Raw genomic sequence first — 18412 nt, 5'->3', positions numbered from 1 at the left:
CGTGATCGAAACTACCGAGCTGACAAAGTCATTCGGCCGCCATCGTGCCGTCGACAACGTGACTGCCGAGTTCCCGGCGGGCTCCGTCACCGCCCTGCTGGGCCTCAACGGTGCGGGGAAGACCACCCTGCTGCGTCTGATCGCGGGCCTCGACCACCCCGACGGCGGCACCGTGACCGTGTGTGGTCAGCGCCGGTCGAGCGACCCGCGACTGCTCGGTGTCCACCTCGGCCCCGACGCCATGAATCCTGGGCATACCGTGCGCAGGCACCTGTCCTGGCTGGCCGCGCTCGCCGGGATTCCTCAGGCGCGCGTCGACGCCGTGCTCGACGAGGCCGGACTGCTCGAACAGCGGTCCGTGCGCATCGGCCGGCTGTCATTGGGCGCGCGGCAGCGGTTGGCCATCGCCGGGGCGCTGTTGGGTGAGCCGCGAGCGCTACTGTTCGACGAACCGCTCAACGGCCTCGACGTGCCGGGCATCGTCTGGTTCCGGGCACTTCTGCGCCGGCTCGCCGCCGACGGCGCCACGGTGGTGATCGCCACTCATCTACTCGGCGAGGTGACGCTGACTGCCGATCGAATCGCGTTGCTGGTCAACGGAAAGTTGGAAACCGTCGGTCCGTTGGAGCAGTTGGCCCCCGTGGGTGAGGACACCCGCGAATGGCTCGAGACCACGTTGTTGGAATGCGCGTGAGCACCGCGGGCGCATTGGCCGTGCGCAGCCTGCGCGCTGAACAGATCCGTACCGGCGGGCGCAGCAGGCTGTGGACGGTCATCGTGCCCGCCGCCGCGGTGATTCCGATGGTCATCACGTTCGGGATCGCCGCGGTGGCCGAGGCGTTCGCGCGCATCCCGGGACAACTCTCGGTGCTGCAGGTGTCGACCTCGAACGCCGCCTACTGGGTCATCACGATCACGGTGGTGCTGGTCGCCGTCGCCGCTGCGGACGGGCAGGCCTCCGAAAGTCGCTATCGCGCGAGGGAGTACGTCCGCATCGCGATGCCGCGGCCGTGGGCGGTGCTCGTCGGGCGGTGGGTGTTCTACGGCGCCGTGGGTGCGGTGGTCGCCGCCGTCACGCTGGTCCTCGTGCTCGCGCTGCTGCCGGTCGTCTCGCCGCTGGTGTACGGGCCGGTGTCGGTGACCGATCCGGTCGCGCGGCGTCTGCTCTGGACGGTGGTCGTGCTCGCGTTCTTCGCAGCCGGTGCCGGTGTGGGCGTCGGCGCGATCATCCGGTCGCCGCTCGGCGCCGTCGGCGCAATCCTGCTGTGGGCGTACGTCGTTGAGTCCGCCGCCGGATACCTGCCCAGCGGGGCGTCGCTGCAACGATTCATGCCCCTGCTCAACGCGGTGTATGCGACGGGACAGGACACCGTACTCATCCCGCCGTGGGGCAAAGACACCGCACTGCTCTACACGTGCGCACTGTTCAGTGTGATATTCATGGTCGCCGCAGCCGAAAGGATGATTCGAAAATGACAGGCAGAGAAGCTCTTCCGCTCGCTGAGCGGTCCGACGCCGATCTACCCGGACACTGGCTGCTGGCCCGTTTGGGTAAGCGGGTGCTCCGACCGGGTGGCCTCGAGCTGACGTCCCGGATGCTTGCCGCCGCAGGCGTCAGCGGATCTGACGTCGTGGAACTGGGACCCGGCCTTGGCCGCACGGCTCGCGACATTGTCGCCTTGCGACCGCGGTCGTACGTCGGAGTCGACGACACCGCCGCGGCGACCGACGCCGTGCGCCAGGTCGTCGCGCCGGTACAGGGCAAAGTGGTGGTCGCCGACGCCGCGGTGACCGGGCTCCCCGACGACAGCGCCGACGTCGTCATCGGGGAAGCCATGCTGACGATGCAGGGGGACAAGGCCAAACGCGCGATCATCGCCGAGGCGTTCCGTGTCCTGCGCCCCGGCGGCCGCTACGCGATCCATGAACTGGGCCTGAAACCCGACTCGATACCCCAGGAGACCAAGGACGACATCCGGCGCGATCTCGCGCGCTCGATCAAGGTCAACGCGCGCCCACTCACGACCGCCGAGTGGGTGCAGTTGCTCTCCGACGCCGGATTCGTGGACATCAGGGTGGATTACGCGCCGATGGCGCTGCTCAACCCGGCACGTGTGCTCGCCGACGAAGGACCGCTCGGAGCCCTGCGCATCGTGGGAAACCTCATCGTCCGCGGCGCTGCGCGGGCACGGGTCATCGGCATGCGGCGGACCTTCCACAAGTACCGGCGTTCGCTCACGGCGGTTTCGGCAGTCGGTGTTGTGCCGGCGGCGTGACAAACTCGAGGAATGCCAGTGCCGCGCCACGACCTCGCTTCGCCGCCGGAACGGGCTGCCGGTCAGCAACGGCAGAAGGTGCTCGGCCTGTTGCAGAATGCGTCCGGCCCAGTCGATGCCCAGCACGTCGCCGACTCACTGCAGATACACATCACCACGGCTCGATTCCATCTGACGACGCTGGAGGAGCAGGGCTACATCCGTCGCGGCGGCGGGGCGAAGGTCGCACGCGCGGGGCGGCCCCGGCTGACCTACGAGTTGGCGCCGAGGCTGGACTACGCCGACATCGTGTCGCTCTTCGCCGCCCATCTCGGCGGGACGGCCGAGGAACGGGAACAACGGGCGCTACGCATCGGCGCAGACCTCGCCCACCGGGTGCATCTGGCCAGGAAGCGCGAGGAAACGTCGATCGCCGACCTGGTGGTGGCGACCCTGACCGAACTCGGCTTTCAGGTGCGCTCGGTGCTGAATTCGTTCGGAGAAGTGACGGTTCAGCTGTGCACATGCCCGCTCGCCGAAGTCGCAGCGACCGCACCAGAGGTCGTCAGAGGTATTCAGCAGGGCCTGATCCAAGAGGTGGTCGACCTCAACGCCGACGCGATCGGTGCGTCGTATCGCGTTGCGGTGACACCGGATCCGCGGGGCGGCTCCTGCGAAGTCGGTTTGATTCTCAGCCCTAAGAAATAAACCAAGAATCGTGGAGGTAGGTCCGGTGAGCACGGTCGAGGCACTGTCGCTGTCAACACTGGGTGACGAACAGGTCGCCGCTGCGGCGGCAGCGACCGCGGGTCGCTCTGCCAAGAGCATCTACGGCGGAAGTGGCCGCGTGCTGCGTCAGACCGTGCTGGCGCTGGCGAGTGGTCACGGCCTCGACGATCACGAAAGCCCCGGCGAGGCAACGCTATTGGTGCTGCGCGGTCGGATCCGCCTGGGCAGCACCACGCAAGCGATCGAGGCCGCAGCGGGTGACTATCTCGTGATCCCGGAAGAACGGCACAACGTTGCGGCGCTGGAGGATTCGGTCCTCCTGCTCACGGTCGTCCCGCGTTCCTGACAGCCGGTTACCTCAGTACGTGTGCTCGGGTCCCTGCGCTTTCTTGTACAGCGCCTTGAGCATACGGTCGCGGAACGCGGCGTTGTCGATCAATTTGATCCCGGCATTCGCGAATTTCGGATAGCCCAGCAGCTTGTGGAAGTAGCGGCCGCGCTTGTACTCCCGGCCCCACGCCGCTTCCATCCGCTGCGCGTAATTGGTGAAGTTGTCCGGTCCGCCGTTCTGCAGCGCCGCGATGGCGCATTCGCCCGCCGCGAGACCCGACTCCAACGCCTTGGAGATGCCCGCGCCGGACGTCGGCCTACCCGCACCCAGCGAGTCGCCGGTGAACAGCACGCCCGGTCGCCACGGCGGCCAGGCGGTGAAGCCCATGGGCAGCCTCCACGCCCGCACGCTCTTGTTCTTCTTGAGCTCCTCGATCGGCGGCAGCTCCCAGTCGGCGGGCAACGTGCGCAGGAACTCCCCGAGGAACTGCGTGGCGTTGATCGACTGCCAGTTCTTGTAGCTGTTGACGTAGCCCAGGCCGATATTGAATAGGCCGCCGCCCATCGGGAACACCCAGCCGTAGCCGGGCAGCTGATCGCCCTCGAACACCAGCTTGAGATAGATGTCCAGGCTGTCGGAGTCGGGCCGGTTCGCGTGCATCTCAGAACGGATCGCGATCGCCGAGTAACCGTTGTACTCCGAATCGATCTTCAGGGCACGCTTGATCGGGGAGTAGGCGCCGTCGGCCGCGATGACGGCATCGCCGTACACCGTCTCGCCGTTCTTGAGCTTCACGCCGACCACCCGGCCGCTGCGATCGAGCTCGGGGCCCGTGACCTCGGTGCCCTGGCGTACCTCGGCGCCGGCCGACTCCGCGTGCTTCAGCAGCAGCGTGTCCAGGTGCTCGCGGCTGACGGTGTGGCCGTGGTCGGGCATCCCGGGGCGGCGGGGAAACGACAGCTCCCACTGGCTCGGGCTGAACACGGTCACCCGGTTGACGCGGTGGAAGGTGGCGACCTCGTGGGCCAGGCCCATCTTCTGCAGGTAGCTCACCGCCCGCGCGGTGAGCCCGTCGCCGCAGGGTTTGGCGCGCGGGAATTGCGCTTTGTCCAGGACCACTACCTTGGCGCCAGTCTGCGCGGCCTGCCACGCGGCTGCTGAGCCAGAAGGCCCGCCACCTGCAATGACCAGGTCGTATCGCTGCGTCATGAATCTCGTCTCGTCGATCGGTTGTCGTAGAAATAGTACCCAAGTCGGCGCGACCCATCTCTGCGAGAGAAATGGCCCGACACCGCGATAGTCGTCCTGACCAGGGCCGGTCTGAGCAGGTCAGCGGTATCTGGGCGGTACAGTGATCGGGTGCGACGAGGGTCCAGGCCACGGTCCAGTGGTGAACCGGGTGTCAAGGTCGACGCCCGTAGTGAGCGCTGGCGCGAGCATCGCAAGAAGGTCCGCGCGGAGATCGTCGACGCGGCCTTCCGTGCGATCGACCGCCTCGGTCCCAACGTCAGCGTGCGTGAGATCGCCGAGGAGGCGGGTACCGCCAAGCCCAAGATCTACCGACACTTCACCGACAAATCCGACATGTTCGCCGAAATCGGTCAGCGGATGCGCGACATGTTGTGGGCGGCGATCATCCCGTCGATCAACGTCGAGACCGATTCGGCGCGGCAGATCGTCGGCCGCGGGGTCGAGCACTATGTGGAGCTCGTCAATCAACACCCGAACGTGGTGCGATTCCTGCTGCAGGGCCGGTTCGCCGACCAGTCGGCGGCTGCGATGACGACGGTGAACAAGGGCAGTGAGATCACCCTCGCCATCGCCGACATGATCAGCACCGAGCTCGAAGAACTCGCTCCGGAGCCGGAGGCATTCGAGCTCGCGGCGTTCGCGATCTTCGGCACCGCGGCGTCGGCGACGGACTGGTGGCTGGGCGTCGACGACGACAGCCCGCGGCGGATGCCGACGGACAAGTTCATCGCGCACATGACGACGATCATGGTGGGCGCCATCAACGGCACCGCCGAACTGCTGGGCATCAAGATCGACCCCGACCAGCCGATCCACACCGCGGTTCGGCGGCAGCAACCCGTCGCCTGAACATTTGAGGCACCTCGTTTTTGAGGCAGGCGCCTCAGGTGCTGAGGTCGTGTCCGGCCCGACCATCGGGGCATGACAAAACAACACACCCCCCAAGAAACTGTTGCGGCCGTGCTGGCCAACCCGACCCTGCCTTCCGGTGACGACGAGCGATTCGTCGGCTTCGGGATCATGGGCCTACCGTTCGCCAACGGGCACTACCTGGCGATGCGCCATTTCCCCGCAACGACTTTCGCGCCGCCGTACGTCTCCGTGTGGCACCGCGATCCGTCGTGCAACTGGACGTTCTACGCGACGACGCCCGGACAGCAGAGTTGTGCACGCTACTTCAGCTCGGCCACTCCGAACGACGCGGTCCAGTGCGACATCGGTATCACCTGGACCGGGCCATGGTCTGTGGTCATCGAGATTCCCGAGGTGCTGCAGTGGACCGTCGAGCTGGAGTCCACCCGGGCCACCCGCACGATGAACAGGATCGGTAGCCGGCTGTCCGAGTCGGCGTGGAACGACCCCGCGGCGCTGAAGCGGCTGGGCTGGGTCGCGCGGCGCACGCTCGGTGTCGGCGACGTGCGGCTGACCGGGCGTGCGCCCAACGGCCAGTGCTACTCGATGGCCCCGAAGCAGATGTGGTTCGTCGCCGACTCGAGCGCGGTACTGCACGGTCGCGACCTAGGCCCGAGCGGGCCGCTGCTGCGGCAGGCCCGGCTCGGCGACTTCCGGATGCCTCAGCGGGGAATCGGAATGGTCGGATCGGGTCACTTCGAGACCTTCGACCCGGATCGGCATCTGAGCAGCAGGCCAGCCCTTTCCTACGCCTAAGCTGCATCGTCGTCGTCTCGGCAAGCGTCACGTTGACACCTGGGCCCGCGGTCCGGAGACTGGCATAAATACCCGGTACCGGCGTTCCCAGGAAAGGCCCGATATGACGCTTGCCGAGCACACGCCAGAGACGGCGGCGGCCAAGCCCGTGCACACGCGCGCGCTGATCATCGGCTCGGGCTTCTCCGGTCTGGGAATGGCGATCGCGCTGCAGAAGCAGAACGTCGACTTCGTGATCCTGGAGAAGGCCGACGACATCGGCGGCACGTGGCGGGACAACACCTATCCCGGGTGTGCGTGCGACATCCCGTCGCACATGTACTCGTTCTCGTTCGAGCCCAAGCCGGACTGGACGCACATGTGGTCGTTCCAGCCGGAAATCCAGGACTACCTGCAGGGCGTCACGAACAAGTACGGGCTGCGGCGCTACATCCAGTTCAACTCCCATGTCGACCGCGCGCACTGGGACGACGACGAAATGCGTTGGCACGCCTTCACAAAGGACGGTCGCGAGTTCGTCGCGCAGTTCCTGATCTCCGGCGCCGGCGGGCTGCACATCCCGCTGATCCCGGACTTCGAGGGGCTCGACCACTTCGAGGGCGCCCTCTTCCACTCCGCGCAATGGGACCACAGCGTCGACCTGACCGGCAAGCGCGTCGCGGTGATCGGCACCGGGGCCAGCGCCATTCAGATCGTGCCCGAGATCGTGAAGGACGTTGCGGCGCTTCAGCTTTACCAGCGCACCCCGGCCTGGGTGATGCCGCGGCCCAACAATCCGATCCCGCGATGGATGCGGCAGATGTTCACCTACGTCCCAGGCACCCGCGCGGCGATGCGGGCCGGGATCTATTGGATTCACGAAGCCGTCGGCTTCGCGATGACCAAGCAGCCGCGGCTGCTCAAGATCGGTGAACTGATGGGTAAGGCCAACATTCGCCGCTCCATCAAGGACCCGGAGCTACGCAGGAAGCTGACCCCGAACTACCGGGCCGGCTGCAAGCGCATCCTCAACTCCGACACCTATTACCAAGGCATCGCGAACCCGAAGACGGAAGTCATCACCGACGGCATCGCACGGTTCACCAAGACCGGCATCGTCGCGGGCGACGGCACCGAACGTGAGGTCGACGTCGTGGTGGCCGCCACCGGTTTCCACGTCACCGACTCCTATACCTACGTCGACATCAAAGGCCCCGGCGGCGAGGACCTCGTCGACCGGTGGAACCGCGAGGGCATCGCCGCACTGCGCGGTATCACGGTCGCCGGGATGCCCAACCTGTTCTTCCTACTCGGCCCCAACACCGCGCTCGGACACAACTCGGTGGTGTTCATGATCGAGTCGCAAATCCGCTACGTCGCCCACGCGATCGCGGCCGTCGACAAGTCGGGCGCCCAGGCGCTGGCGCCGACCCGGGCCGCCCAGGACGCCTACAACGCCGAGCTGCAACACGAGCTGGCCGGAACGGTCTGGAGCACCGGCGGCTGCCGCAGTTGGTACCTCGACGAGCACGGTGTCAACCGCACGCTGTGGAGCGGGATGACGTGGCAGTACTGGCTCGCGACGCGCAGATTCGACCCGTCGGAGTACGAGTTTCTGACGGCCGACAGCCGTGTCGCGGCCTAGTTTGCGCGACACGCCCAGACACAACATCTCGTATAGCGGCGGTTCGTCAGACCCCAGTTGTAGTGTTGAAGGCGCTATAGCTGCCCTATAGCTTCCACCAACAAAGACCAGGTGAAACGGGGTACTCGTGAGTGATGGCATGAAACTGATCGACCGCGTCTCGGCCATCAACTGGAACCGTGTGCAGGACGAAAAAGACGCCGAAGTCTGGGATCGGCTGACCGGCAACTTCTGGCTGCCGGAGAAGGTCCCGGTCTCCAACGACATCCCGTCCTGGGGCACGTTGAACGAGCACGAGAAGCAGCTGACGATGCGGGTCTTCACCGGCTTGACACTGCTGGACACCATCCAGGGCACCGTCGGTGCGGTCAGCCTGATTCCCGACGCGCTGACACCGCACGAGGAAGCTGTGTACACCAACATCGCGTTCATGGAGTCGGTGCACGCGCGCAGCTACAGCAACATCTTCTCGACGCTGTGCTCGACGGCCGAGATCGACGATGCGTTCCGCTGGTCGGAGGAGAACCCGAACCTGCAGCGCAAGGCCGAGATCGTCATGCAGTACTACAAGGGTGACGAACCGCTGAAGCGCAAGGTCGCCAGCACACTGCTGGAGAGCTTCCTGTTCTACTCGGGCTTCTATCTTCCGATGTACTGGAGCAGCCGGGCCAAGCTGACCAACACCGCCGACATGATCCGGCTGATCATCCGCGACGAGGCCGTGCACGGTTACTACATCGGCTACAAGTACCAGAAGGGGTTGGCGCAGCAGGACGCCGCCATGCAGGCCGAGCTCAAGGACTACACGTACGAGCTGCTGTTCGAGCTCTACGACAACGAGGTCGAGTACACCCAAGACCTCTACGACGAGGTCGGCCTGACCGAGGACGTCAAGAAGTTCTTGCGCTACAACGCCAACAAGGCGCTGATGAACCTCGGCTACGAAGCGTTGTTCCCGCGCGACGAGACCGACGTCAACCCGGCGATCCTGTCGGCGTTGAGCCCCAACGCCGACGAGAACCACGACTTCTTCTCTGGCTCTGGGTCGAGCTACGTCATCGGTAAGGCCGTCGTCACCGAAGACGAGGACTGGGACTTCTAAGGCGCAGGGCTACAGTTTGCCGGCGACGATGCCGGCGGCCTGATCAATCAGTCCGGAGCCGAGGTATGAGGGCTGCAGGTGCGAATCCCAGTTGAGGCCTCGCCCGCAAATGGGGTCGCCGTCGGCGCACTGGTCGATCGTCCTGTCGGCATAGGCGGGGGCCGGGCCGAGACGCCTGGTGCCGTTGCCGAACAACACGATCGCTGCGACGTGCCGGTTGATATCCGGCGGAAGTGAATTCGCCCTCGCGAACAGATCGGCAGCCGTCGCCCCCAGGGAATAGCCGCCGACCACCATCCGGGTGTTCGGGCAGTCCCTCGCCATCGATCGGATGTGGGCGCCGATATCCCTGGCGCCTTCGGCGGCGTCGAGGTCGGCCACGTAGTTGACGCCATACACGCCGACCGACCTCGCCGTCTTGGAGCGCAGCGCATTGACGAGTGCATCACCGATGGCGCCGACGCCGGGGGGTTCCAGCCGGCCGCGGGCGAAAACCACTTCGGCATCGGGGCACGCCGCCGACGCCACGGGAATCAGGGAAACGGGGACCGTCGCCGAAGCGGCCATCAATATCGCGGCAACGGCGGCGCCGACCGCCAAATTGAAAATTAGTGGGGTTCGTGAGACGCGTGTGATCGAGAAAAGAGACCTCATGATTGATTGTCGGACCAGCGGCGGCGTGTGTTACGTCGCGCACGAATCTCCAACCGTCGCCACCGCGCGGCGACACGAGCCAAATCGCCTGTGGCGCTCGTCATTCGGCGTGCTTGAACACCGCGATGACCGTCAGCAGCAGGATCTTGATGTCCAGCCAGAACGACCTGTTCTCGATGTAGTAGTTGTCCCATTCCGCCCTGTCGGCGATCGACGTCTGCCCTCGCAGACCGTGCACCTGGGCCCAGCCGGTCAGCCCCGCCTTGACCCGATGCCGCTGACCGTAGCGGTGGATCTGCATTTCGAAGAGCTCGACGAATTCCGGTCGTTCGGGCCGCGGGCCCACGAGGCTCATGTCGCCGCGTAGGACGTTGATCAGCTGTGGCAGTTCGTCCAGCGACAACATGCGCATCACCTTTCCCACGAGGGTGCGTCGGTCTTCTCCCTCGACGCCGCCCGGCGCCGTACCTGGCTTCGGTTGGAAGGCGGTGCCGGGATCGCTGGCCTCACGCATCGAGCGGAACTTCAGGCAGTCGAACGGTTTGCCGTCGCGTCCGACGCGACGCTGGCGGTAGAAGATCGGACCGGGCGAACTCAGCTTCACGAGTAGTGCCAACGTCAGAAACAGCGGAGAGATGAGCAGCAGCGCCAGCGCGGCGCCGATGCGGTCAGTCGCGTACTTGATCGCGAACTGCCACCCAGAGGGATTGACCGGAGGAAGCACGAGCAATGGCACCCCGCCGAGATGATCGATGCGGGCCCGTTTGCCGACAGCGTCTTGCAACCGTGGCACCACCCACACCCGGATGTCGTGTCGGTGCGCCTTGCCGATCAGGTCGACCAGTTCGTCGTCGCTGGTATCACATTTGGTGATGACCACCTCTTCGACACCCATGGATTTCGCAACCTCGACGAACTCACCAGGAGTGCCCACATAAGGTACCGGTGGCCCCGTGGTCGACTCGACAGAACGGTTCGGCGGCGTGGATGCCATGATCCCGACCGGCCGTAGCCCGTATTCAGGGAATGAGCGCATACGCGCGATCAGACGGTCAACGACCTGAGTGTTCCCGATTATCAGCGTCGGCCCTGCCGATTTTTGCGCTCGGCGAAAACTGCGCTGAGCCCAGTTACGGACCAGTCGGACGAGCTGCACCAGGATCGCGGCGCACACCCCGGTCCATATCACGTGGAAGCCCGGGTGCGTGTTATTGGCCAGGAGCAAGATGCCCAGCATGACGAAGGACGCGATCGCGATGGAACTCAGGATCGGATACACCTCGTCGAGGAAGTCGCGTGTCAGATTACGCCGGTACAACCCGTCGTGCGTAAACGCCAGGAGCACCACCGGAACGAACAGCCACACAAGCCAGTCGTCGTGCTCGAGGTGGGTCGTGCCCCAGAAATCGGGCACGACCACCGCAACCGACAGCGCCAGCACGTCGAGAGTGATTGTGAGTGCGACACTTCCGACCCTGCTGCGGGCGATGTCGAAAAAGGTGCGGCGCCGTGTCGGTGCCGCCGGGGACTCGACTCCTCGCCGGGGGTCAGCGTCAAGGGTCATGGATGCAGATCGTCTTTCCACACAGATCCATCTCGATACGAACTGATTTTCGCGGTTGCGAGCGCGCTCCGGCGCCGTTCCGACGACGTTCGCGGGAGTGTCAACAAGTTTGCTGTCCGGAAGTCGTGCTCATTCCGGAGCGATGCCGAATATACGCGCGCGGATCATCATGACGAAATCTTCCATCAGCTGGATGTGACCTGATGACCACCGCCGCGGCCGGGTGTTCCATGCGGCCAGCGTGCCGATGGTGTGTCCGTGCCCGTCTTTCAGCGGGAAGCCCGCGTAGGCCACTATGTAACCGTTGCGCACCGCGAAATGGTCGATCAAATGCGGATCCTTGCGGACGTCCTCGAGGATAAGCGGTTTGCCAGATGCGACGATCTCGCGGCCGAGTGAACCCTCGGAAGGCCCTTGTCGGGTGCGGGCCACTTCTCCCTTGAGGCCGATCGCGCTGCACATGTACTGGGTGTCACGGTCGACCAGCGACACGGCGGCAGACGGCACGCCCAGCGCCGCCACCACCATGGCTACAACTCGGTCGAGGCTGTGGGCCCGTTCGGCGTTGAGGAATCCGCTGTCGTACAGCGCCCGGAGTCGGTCCGGATCGGAGAGGACGGCATCGCCGGAGATGGGGCCGGGCAGGTCCAGATGCGCTGCGCGGACGTGCGCCAGCAGTTCCTGGATGTCGACTTCGCCTCGGCGGGCCCGCCCGATGACCATCCTCGCGGCGACAGCACGGGCGATGTAAGTGTCGACGGACTCGCCGGCCATGTCCGCTTCCTCGACCAGTGCGTTTTCCAACCAGTCGTCGAATTCGGGCAACGTGTGCGTCATCGCTGTCACGCTAGTCCGGACCAGCACGTCTGCGGGTCAGTCTGAGGGGTTATGGACTAAATCACGTCGTGCCGTGAGAGCATCAGCCCTGCAAGGTGTCCGCTCACGTTGGGACAGACATGATTCGGAACGTAATCGTCGTGGTCGGTGCGATGTTCGCCGCCGTTGCGGTGCCCCTGGCCCCGCCCGCGGCGGCCGACGACGGCACGATGGTCGTCACCCCGGACGGCAAGATCCGCTGCCTGGTCAGCGCCGACAACGTGCCCCAGGGCGGCGGCCCGATGGTGATCTGCGAACAGACGGACGGCCAGCCGTTCGGGTTGTCACCGTGGGCCGCGACGAAGTTCAGCCAGCGACTGAACCTCGCCGTCAAGCGGGGCGCCGGGCAGTTCTACTGGGCCAAGGTTCCCATCCTCGGCGCCGGGCCGGGAACCCAGAACGTCTCCCTGAGCGTCGGCCAGACCTATCACATCAACGGGTGGACGATCGAACCCGAGGAAACGCGGACCAAGTTCACCAACGACGCCTCCGGCAAGGGCATGTACTTCGGCGTGGCCACCCTGCGCCAGTTCTGATCGGAGCTACTTGCGGCGCAACGTCGCGGTATCGATCACAAACCGGTAGCGCACGTCGCTGGCCAGCACCCGCTGATACGCGTCGTTGATGTAATCCGGTGTGATGACCTCGATTTCGGGTCGTACATCGTGCTCGGCGCAGAAGTCCAGCATCTCCTGCGTCTCAGCGATGCCGCCGATCAACGAACCAGCCAGACTGCGCCGTCCGGACACCAGCACCGGCGCCCCAACTGTCATGGGGTGCTCGGGCATCCCGAGCTCGACCAGTGTGCCGTCCACCGTCAACAGTTCCAGGTAGGCATTAAGGTCGAGGTTCGCCGACACCGTGTTCAGGATGAGATCGAATGTGCCGGAAAGGGTTTCGAACGTCGCGGGGTCGGAGGTGGCGTAGTACTCGTCGGCGCCGAGTCGGAGGCCGTCCTCCATCTTCTTCAGCGACTGGCTCAGCACCGTCACCGTCGCGCCCATCGCATGGGCGAGCTTGACCGCCATGTGTCCGAGCCCGCCGAGCCCGATCACCGCAACCTGCGTGCCCGGGCCCGCATTCCAGTGGCGCAGAGGCGAATACATCGTGATACCCGCGCACAGCAGGGGCGCGGCGGCATCCAGTGTGATGCTGTCGGGAATGTGCAACACGTAGTTCTCGTCGACGACGATCGCGCCGCTGTAGCCGCCCTGGGTCCGCTCGCCGTCGCGACCGATGCCGTTGTAGGTGCCCACCATTCCCGGATTGGTGCAGTACTGCTCCTCACCGGCTCGGCACTGCGCGCATTCGCGACAGCTGTCGACGAAGCAACCGACGCCGACCCTATCGCCGATCTTGAATTTGGTGACCTCGGAGCCGATTTCGGTGACGACGCCCGCGATCTCGTGTCCAGGCACCAACGGGTAGGCGACATCGCCCCACTCACCCTTGACGGTGTGGATGTCGGAGTGACATATGCCGGCGAAATGGATGTCGAACGCCACATCGTGGGGTCCGACCTCGCGGCGTGTGATCGTGGTCTCGGTCAGCGGTGCGGTCGCCGACGTGGCGGCGTACGCGGAAACAGTGGTCATAGCGGCCTTCTACCTCGGGTATTCACTAAGGAAAATTTCGCCGCGACAACGCGGCGGCTCTCACTCAAGTAAAACGAGTGCGACGCCCGCGCGCTTCCTGGCGAAGGTGTGAGTTAGCCCCTAAAGTCCTGGGGCCCGGAAGGCGCCGTTGAAGGACAGCCGCTCGTAGCGGGCCACCTCGGCCGCCGTATAGGGATCGTTGTCGACGATGGCCTGCGCCTCGTCTGCGCTCATGTCGCCGGTCAACAGAATTGCCCCGGACTCGTCCTCCAGGCGGCCCGCCAGCACTATGCGGCCGGCGGCGACCTCGCCCTTCAGCCACTCCAAGTGAGCAGGTCGGGTCTCGTTCACGACGTCGGGCGGCTGCAGATAGGTGGATTTCAAGACGTGGAACATTTGCGCCAGGCTAGTTGATCGGGGCGTTGATCCACGGTAGGTCGGCGAGTATGCCGCGGGCGGCGACGATGCCTTCGCCGGTCTGCCACACCTCATTGTTCACCGCGAAGACTCGGTTGTCGCGATTGGCGGACAGCTTCTTCCACGCGTCGCTTTCCAAAACTCGGGGCGCACGGTCTTTGGCCGCGGGGGAGTCGAACGAGAGGTAGACGATGTCGCCGTCGGCCGCCGAAAAGTCCGGCGAGTCCTCCAGGTCCGCGTCGGTGATACCGATCTCGATATACGGCTTGTCGGTAAACCGTTGAGACGCAGGGCGATCCACGCCCACCGCGGCCAGCACGCTGCCGGGGAAATTCTCCAGGCCGTAGACCCGCATCACGCTGTCGGTGAACTGTACGACCGACGCCTGGAAATGGGTGGCGTCGTTCTCGGCGCCGGTCTTGTCGGCGGCCCGTTCGAAGCCGTCGATCATCTCGTTGGCCACGTCCAGTCGACCGGTCGCGGCGCCGACGGTTCGCATGTTGTCCTGCCACTTGGCGCCGGGCGGGCCGGTGAACACCGTCGGAGCGATCGCGGAGAGCTCACCGAAGTCGCCGGGTGTCAGTGCCTCCGAACCGAGGATCAGGTCGGGGGTCGCGGCCTTGATCGCCTCGATATCGGGTGCGCTACGGGTGCCGGCCGGCGGCACATCATGGAGGACCTGGCCGAGGTAGGACGGTTGGCTGGTGGAGCCGTCGGGCAGCGCGGCCGCGACCACGCGTGACTGCAGGCCGAGCGCACACAGCGTGTCGAGCTGATCGCCGGAGAGCACCACGATGCGCTGCGGATCCGCGCGCACCTCAGTTTCGCCTGCCGCGTGTTGGACCAGTCGGTCCGGTGGGCCGGGGTCGACCGGGGTGGGTTCGGGGGCGCAGGACTCGTCTGGCCTGCGCTGATTGCCCAGGACGCCGGCACTGGCGATCTTCGTGGTGCTGGTGATGGCGGATGACTCGCCTGCGGTGGGCGGCGTGTCGCCGCCCAGGGATCCGCAGCCGCTGACGACGGTGATGGCCAGCGCTGACGCGATCGCCGCCGACGAGGCCAGCAGGCCGGCACGGGGTCCGCTGATCAGCACGTCGCAGACGTTAACATCCGGCCGACTTGCGGCAGGTCAGCCCGTGTGGTGAATCATTTACGACGGTTTGTAGGACCACCACGACTTCCGGGTACACCGGGAGCTAGGATTCATCAGTGAAGACCGCCGGGATTTCCCGACTGGATGTTTGGAGGATCTGTTGGTAGCCGAAGCGCCCCCAATCGGAGAACTCGAGGCTCGCCGTCCGTTCCCGGCCCGGCTCGGCCCCAAGGGCAACCTGGTCTACAAGCTGATCACGACGACCGATCACAAGATGATCGGCATCATGTACTGCGTCGCCTGCTTCATCTTCTTCTTCATCGGTGGGCTGATGGCGCTGTTCATGCGCACCGAGTTGGCGATGCCCGGGCTGCAGTTCCTCTCCAACGAGCAGTTCAACCAGCTGTTCACCATGCACGGCACGGTGATGCTGCTGTTCTACGCGACGCCGATCGTGTTCGGCTTCGCCAACCTGGTCCTTCCGCTGCAGATCGGCGCGCCCGACGTGGCGTTCCCGCGGCTCAACGCGTTCTCCTTCTGGCTGTTCCTGTTCGGCGCGTTGATCGCCACCGCCGGCTTCATCACCCCCGGCGGGGCGGCGGACTTCGGCTGGACCGCGTACTCGCCGCTGACCGACGCCATCCATTCGCCCGGCGCCGGCGGTGACCTCTGGATCATGGGCCTGGCCGTCGGTGGTCTCGGCACCATCCTGGGCGGCGTCAACATGATCACCACGGTGGTCTGCATGCGTGCCCCGGGCATGACCATGTTCCGCATGCCGGTCTTCACCTGGAACATCATGGTCACGTCGATCCTGGTGCTCATCGCGTTCCCGATCCTGACCGCTGCGCTGTTCGGTCTGGCCGCTGACCGCCACCTCGGTGCACACGTCTACGACCCGGCCAACGGTGGCGTGTTGTTGTGGCAGCACCTGTTCTGGTTCTTCGGCCACCCCGAGGTGTACATCATCGCGCTGCCGTTCTTCGGCATCGTGTCGGAGATCTTCCCGGTGTTCAGCCGCAAGCCGATCTTCGGTTACACCACCCTGATCTACGCGACGCTGTCGATCGCCGCGCTGTCCGTGGCGGTGTGGGCGCACCACATGTACGCCACGGGCGCCGTCCTGCTGCCGTTCTTCAGCTTCATGACGTTCCTGATCGCCGTGCCGACCGGTATCAAGTTCTTCAACTGGATCGGCACGATGTGGAAGGGCCAGTTGACGTTCGAAACACCGATGCTGTTCTCGGTGGGCTTCCTCGTCACCTTCCTGCTCGGTGGTCTGTCCGGTGTGCTGCTGGCCAGCCCGCCGCTGGACTTCCACGTCACGGACTCCTACTTCGTGATCGCGCACTTCCACTACGTGCTCTTCGGCACCATCGTGTTCGCAACCTACGCGGGCATCTACTTCTGGTTCCCGAAGATGACCGGTCGCCTGCTCGACGAACGCCTCGGCAAGCTGCACTTCTGGCTGACGTTCATCGGCTTCCACACCACCTTCCTGGTGCAGCACTGGCTCGGTGACGAGGGCATGCCGCGTCGCTACGCGGACTATCTGCCCAGCGACGGCTTCACCACCCTCAACGTCGTCTCGACGATCGGTGCCTTCATCCTCGGCATCTCGACGATTCCGTTCGTGTGGAACGTGTTCAAGAGCTGGCGCTACGGCGAGCCGGTCACGGTCGACGATCCGTGGGGTTACGGCAACTCGCTGGAGTGGGCCACCAGTTGCCCACCGCCGCGGCACAACTTCACCGAGCTGCCCCGAATCCGTTCGGAGCGGCCCGCATTCGAGCTGCACTACCCGCACATGGTGGATCGGATGCGCGCCGAGGCGCACGTCGGCCGGGCGCACGGGCCGGACGACGGCGACGTGACGCGGCTGGACAACGAGAACGTCCGCACCTGACGGGGCCGAAAGGCTAGCTGGGCACATGGTCGCAAGGTGACTTCACCTACCGGCTCGTCGCGCACGCGCTCGTCGCTGCTGATCACCGTCACCGGACCCGACCAACCGGGCGTCACTTCGGCACTCTTCGAGGTGCTGTCCCGGCACAAGGTCGAGCTTCTCAACGTCGAACAGGTCGTCATTCGGCGTCGGCTGACCCTGGGCGTGTTGGTCGCGGGCACCGACGAGGTCACCGGAGGTGCCGAGCTGCGCGACGAGGTGCGCGCCGCCATCGAGGCCTTTGGTTTGGATGTGTCGATCGAGCCCAGCGACGACCTGCCCGTCCTTCGCGAGCCCTCCACCCACACCATCGTCGTGCTTGGCCGTCCGATCAGCGCGGAGGCGTTCGGCGTCGTCGCTCGCGAAGTCGCCGCGCTCGGCGTCAACATCGATTTCATCCGCGGGGTCTCCGACTATCCGGTGACGGGGCTCGAGTTGCGGGTGTCGGTGCCGGAGGACGGAACGTACGGGCAGCTGCAAGCCGCCTTGGCGCGGGTCGCTGTCGAAGAGGGCATCGACATCGCCCTCGAGGACTACAGCCTGTCCCGACGGGCCAAGCGGCTCATCGTCTTTGACGTCGACTCGACGCTCATCCAGGGCGAGGTCATCGAGATGCTCGCCGACCGGGTCGGGGCGCACGCGGCGGTCGCAGAGATCACCGAGGCGGCAATGCGGGGCGAGTTGGACTTCGCGGAGTCGCTGAACCGCCGCGTCGCGACACTGGCGGGCCTGCCTGCCAACGTGCTGGAGGAGGTCGGCGAGCAGATCGAGCTGACGCCGGGTGCGCGGACGACGCTACGGACGTTGCGGCGGCTGGGTTTCTACTGCGGCATCGTGTCCGGTGGCTTCCGTCAGGTCATCGAGCCGCTGGCGCACGAGCTCGAGATGGACTTCGTCGCGGCCAACGAACTCGAGATCGTCGACGGGAAACTGACGGGCCGCGTGGTGGGCCAGATCGTCGACCGGCCCGGAAAAGCCAAGGCGCTGCGGGACTTTGCGAATCAGGCCGGGGTGCCGATGGAGCAGACGGTCGCCGTCGGCGACGGCGCCAACGACATCGACATGCTCAGCGCCGCCGGTCTGGGCGTGGCCTTCAACGCCAAGCCGGCCCTGCGTGAGGTCGCCGACGCCTCGCTCAGCCACCCGTATCTGGACACCGTGTTGTTCATCCTGGGTATCACGCGCGCGGAGATCGAGGCGGCCGATGCCCGCGACGGTGTGGTGCGTCGCGTCGACATCCCCGACGACTAGTTCCTGAGCCTGCGCGAGCAGACGCGACAGTCCCCGACACGCCGCGACTTTGGTGCA

At 65.5% G+C, this 18412-nt stretch carries 19 protein-coding genes; 12 read left to right on the top strand and 7 right to left on the bottom strand.

What is annotated here, in order from left to right; translation table 11 throughout:
- The first annotated feature begins 1 nt into the window (after nt 1).
- The 5 genes from G6N43_RS21975 to G6N43_RS21955 are packed head-to-tail and all read left to right on the top strand — an operon-like array spanning nt 2 to nt 3330.
- A complete protein-coding gene (locus G6N43_RS21975; protein WP_083150406.1) occupies nt 2-694 on the top strand; it encodes an ABC transporter ATP-binding protein in 693 nt (230 codons plus the stop codon).
- Nucleotides 685-1476, top strand: coding sequence for an ABC transporter permease (locus G6N43_RS21970; RefSeq protein WP_083150407.1), 792 nt, complete (start codon nt 685-687; stop codon nt 1474-1476). The genes G6N43_RS21975 and G6N43_RS21970 overlap by 10 nt, the downstream gene beginning before the upstream one ends.
- Complete coding sequence (locus G6N43_RS21965) at nt 1473-2276, top strand: class I SAM-dependent methyltransferase (RefSeq protein ID WP_083150408.1); 804 nt, start codon at nt 1473-1475, stop codon at nt 2274-2276. Before G6N43_RS21970 ends, G6N43_RS21965 begins: the two co-directional genes overlap by 4 nt.
- 12 nt (nt 2277-2288) lie before the next feature.
- Nucleotides 2289-2963, top strand: a complete 675-nt coding sequence (locus G6N43_RS21960; RefSeq protein ID WP_083150409.1) for a helix-turn-helix transcriptional regulator — start codon at nt 2289-2291, stop codon at nt 2961-2963.
- 25 nt (nt 2964-2988) lie between these two features.
- Nucleotides 2989-3330 (top strand): cupin domain-containing protein, encoded by a 342-nt coding sequence (locus tag G6N43_RS21955; protein ID WP_083150451.1) that lies wholly within the window; start codon nt 2989-2991, stop codon nt 3328-3330.
- A 12-nt stretch (nt 3331-3342) separates the two neighbouring features.
- On the opposite strand, the gene G6N43_RS21950 is transcribed toward G6N43_RS21955, so the two are convergent.
- Complete coding sequence (locus G6N43_RS21950) at nt 3343-4524, bottom strand: NAD(P)/FAD-dependent oxidoreductase (RefSeq protein WP_083150410.1); 1182 nt, start codon at nt 4522-4524, stop codon at nt 3343-3345.
- Nucleotides 4525-4674: 150 nt separating this feature from the next.
- Between G6N43_RS21950 and G6N43_RS21945 the strand changes: the two genes are divergently transcribed.
- The 4 genes from G6N43_RS21945 (at nt 4675) to nrdF (ending at nt 8960) form a co-directional block, all read left to right on the top strand.
- Nucleotides 4675-5415: a TetR/AcrR family transcriptional regulator gene (locus G6N43_RS21945; protein ID WP_110810332.1), complete on the top strand. Its 741-nt coding sequence runs from the start codon at nt 4675-4677 to the stop codon at nt 5413-5415.
- A 72-nt stretch (nt 5416-5487) separates the two neighbouring features.
- Nucleotides 5488-6234, top strand: a complete 747-nt coding sequence (locus G6N43_RS21940) for a hypothetical protein (protein WP_083150412.1) — start codon at nt 5488-5490, stop codon at nt 6232-6234.
- Between the two features lie 103 nt (nt 6235-6337).
- Nucleotides 6338-7858 carry a flavin-containing monooxygenase gene (locus G6N43_RS21935; RefSeq protein ID WP_083150413.1) on the top strand — a complete coding sequence of 507 codons (1521 nt, stop codon included), beginning with the start codon at nt 6338-6340 and terminating at the stop codon, nt 7856-7858.
- A 139-nt stretch (nt 7859-7997) separates the two neighbouring features.
- On the top strand, nt 7998-8960 hold the full coding sequence (gene nrdF, locus G6N43_RS21930; protein ID WP_083150414.1) for a class 1b ribonucleoside-diphosphate reductase subunit beta: 963 nt from the start codon (nt 7998-8000) through the stop codon (nt 8958-8960).
- A gap of 9 nt (nt 8961-8969) precedes the next feature.
- Here nrdF and G6N43_RS21925 read toward each other — a convergent pair whose 3' ends face one another.
- The 3 genes from G6N43_RS21925 to G6N43_RS21915 form a co-directional block, all read right to left on the bottom strand.
- Nucleotides 8970-9614 carry a cutinase family protein gene (locus tag G6N43_RS21925; protein ID WP_083150415.1) on the bottom strand — a complete coding sequence of 215 codons (645 nt, stop codon included), beginning with the start codon at nt 9612-9614 and terminating at the stop codon, nt 8970-8972.
- A gap of 100 nt (nt 9615-9714) precedes the next feature.
- A complete protein-coding gene (locus G6N43_RS21920; RefSeq protein ID WP_083150416.1) occupies nt 9715-11178 on the bottom strand; it encodes a sugar transferase in 1464 nt (487 codons plus the stop codon).
- Between the two features lie 129 nt (nt 11179-11307).
- Nucleotides 11308-12015 carry a GAF domain-containing protein gene (locus G6N43_RS21915; RefSeq protein WP_083150452.1) on the bottom strand — a complete coding sequence of 236 codons (708 nt, stop codon included), beginning with the start codon at nt 12013-12015 and terminating at the stop codon, nt 11308-11310.
- Between the two features lie 119 nt (nt 12016-12134).
- On the opposite strand from G6N43_RS21915, the gene G6N43_RS21910 reads away from it, so the two are divergent.
- Entirely contained in the window at nt 12135-12590 is a 456-nt protein-coding gene (locus G6N43_RS21910) for a hypothetical protein (protein ID WP_110810333.1), read from the top strand.
- A 6-nt stretch (nt 12591-12596) separates the two neighbouring features.
- Here G6N43_RS21910 and G6N43_RS21905 read toward each other — a convergent pair whose 3' ends face one another.
- From G6N43_RS21905 to G6N43_RS21895, 3 genes are all read right to left on the bottom strand, one after another.
- Nucleotides 12597-13649 (bottom strand): NAD(P)-dependent alcohol dehydrogenase, encoded by a 1053-nt coding sequence (locus G6N43_RS21905; protein WP_083150417.1) that lies wholly within the window; start codon nt 13647-13649, stop codon nt 12597-12599.
- Nucleotides 13650-13769: 120 nt separating this feature from the next.
- Nucleotides 13770-14045: a YciI family protein gene (locus tag G6N43_RS21900; RefSeq protein WP_083150418.1), complete on the bottom strand. Its 276-nt coding sequence runs from the start codon at nt 14043-14045 to the stop codon at nt 13770-13772.
- Between the two features lie 10 nt (nt 14046-14055).
- On the bottom strand, nt 14056-15159 hold the full coding sequence (locus G6N43_RS21895; RefSeq protein ID WP_083150419.1) for an iron-siderophore ABC transporter substrate-binding protein: 1104 nt from the start codon (nt 15157-15159) through the stop codon (nt 14056-14058).
- A 160-nt stretch (nt 15160-15319) separates the two neighbouring features.
- On the opposite strand from G6N43_RS21895, the gene ctaD reads away from it, so the two are divergent.
- Complete coding sequence (ctaD, locus tag G6N43_RS21890; RefSeq protein WP_083150454.1) at nt 15320-17065, top strand: aa3-type cytochrome oxidase subunit I; 1746 nt, start codon at nt 15320-15322, stop codon at nt 17063-17065.
- Between the two features lie 36 nt (nt 17066-17101).
- Nucleotides 17102-18355 (top strand): phosphoserine phosphatase SerB, encoded by a 1254-nt coding sequence (serB, locus tag G6N43_RS21885; RefSeq protein WP_083150420.1) that lies wholly within the window; start codon nt 17102-17104, stop codon nt 18353-18355.
- Nucleotides 18356-18412 lie beyond the last annotated feature (57 nt).

The sequence above is a fragment of the Mycolicibacterium moriokaense genome, assembly GCF_010726085.1.
GTDB classification, from domain to species: Bacteria; Actinomycetota; Actinomycetes; order Mycobacteriales; family Mycobacteriaceae; genus Mycobacterium; species Mycobacterium moriokaense.
The sequence above is the reverse complement of the archived record's forward strand: the minus strand, read 5'-3'. Positions and strand labels throughout refer to the sequence as shown.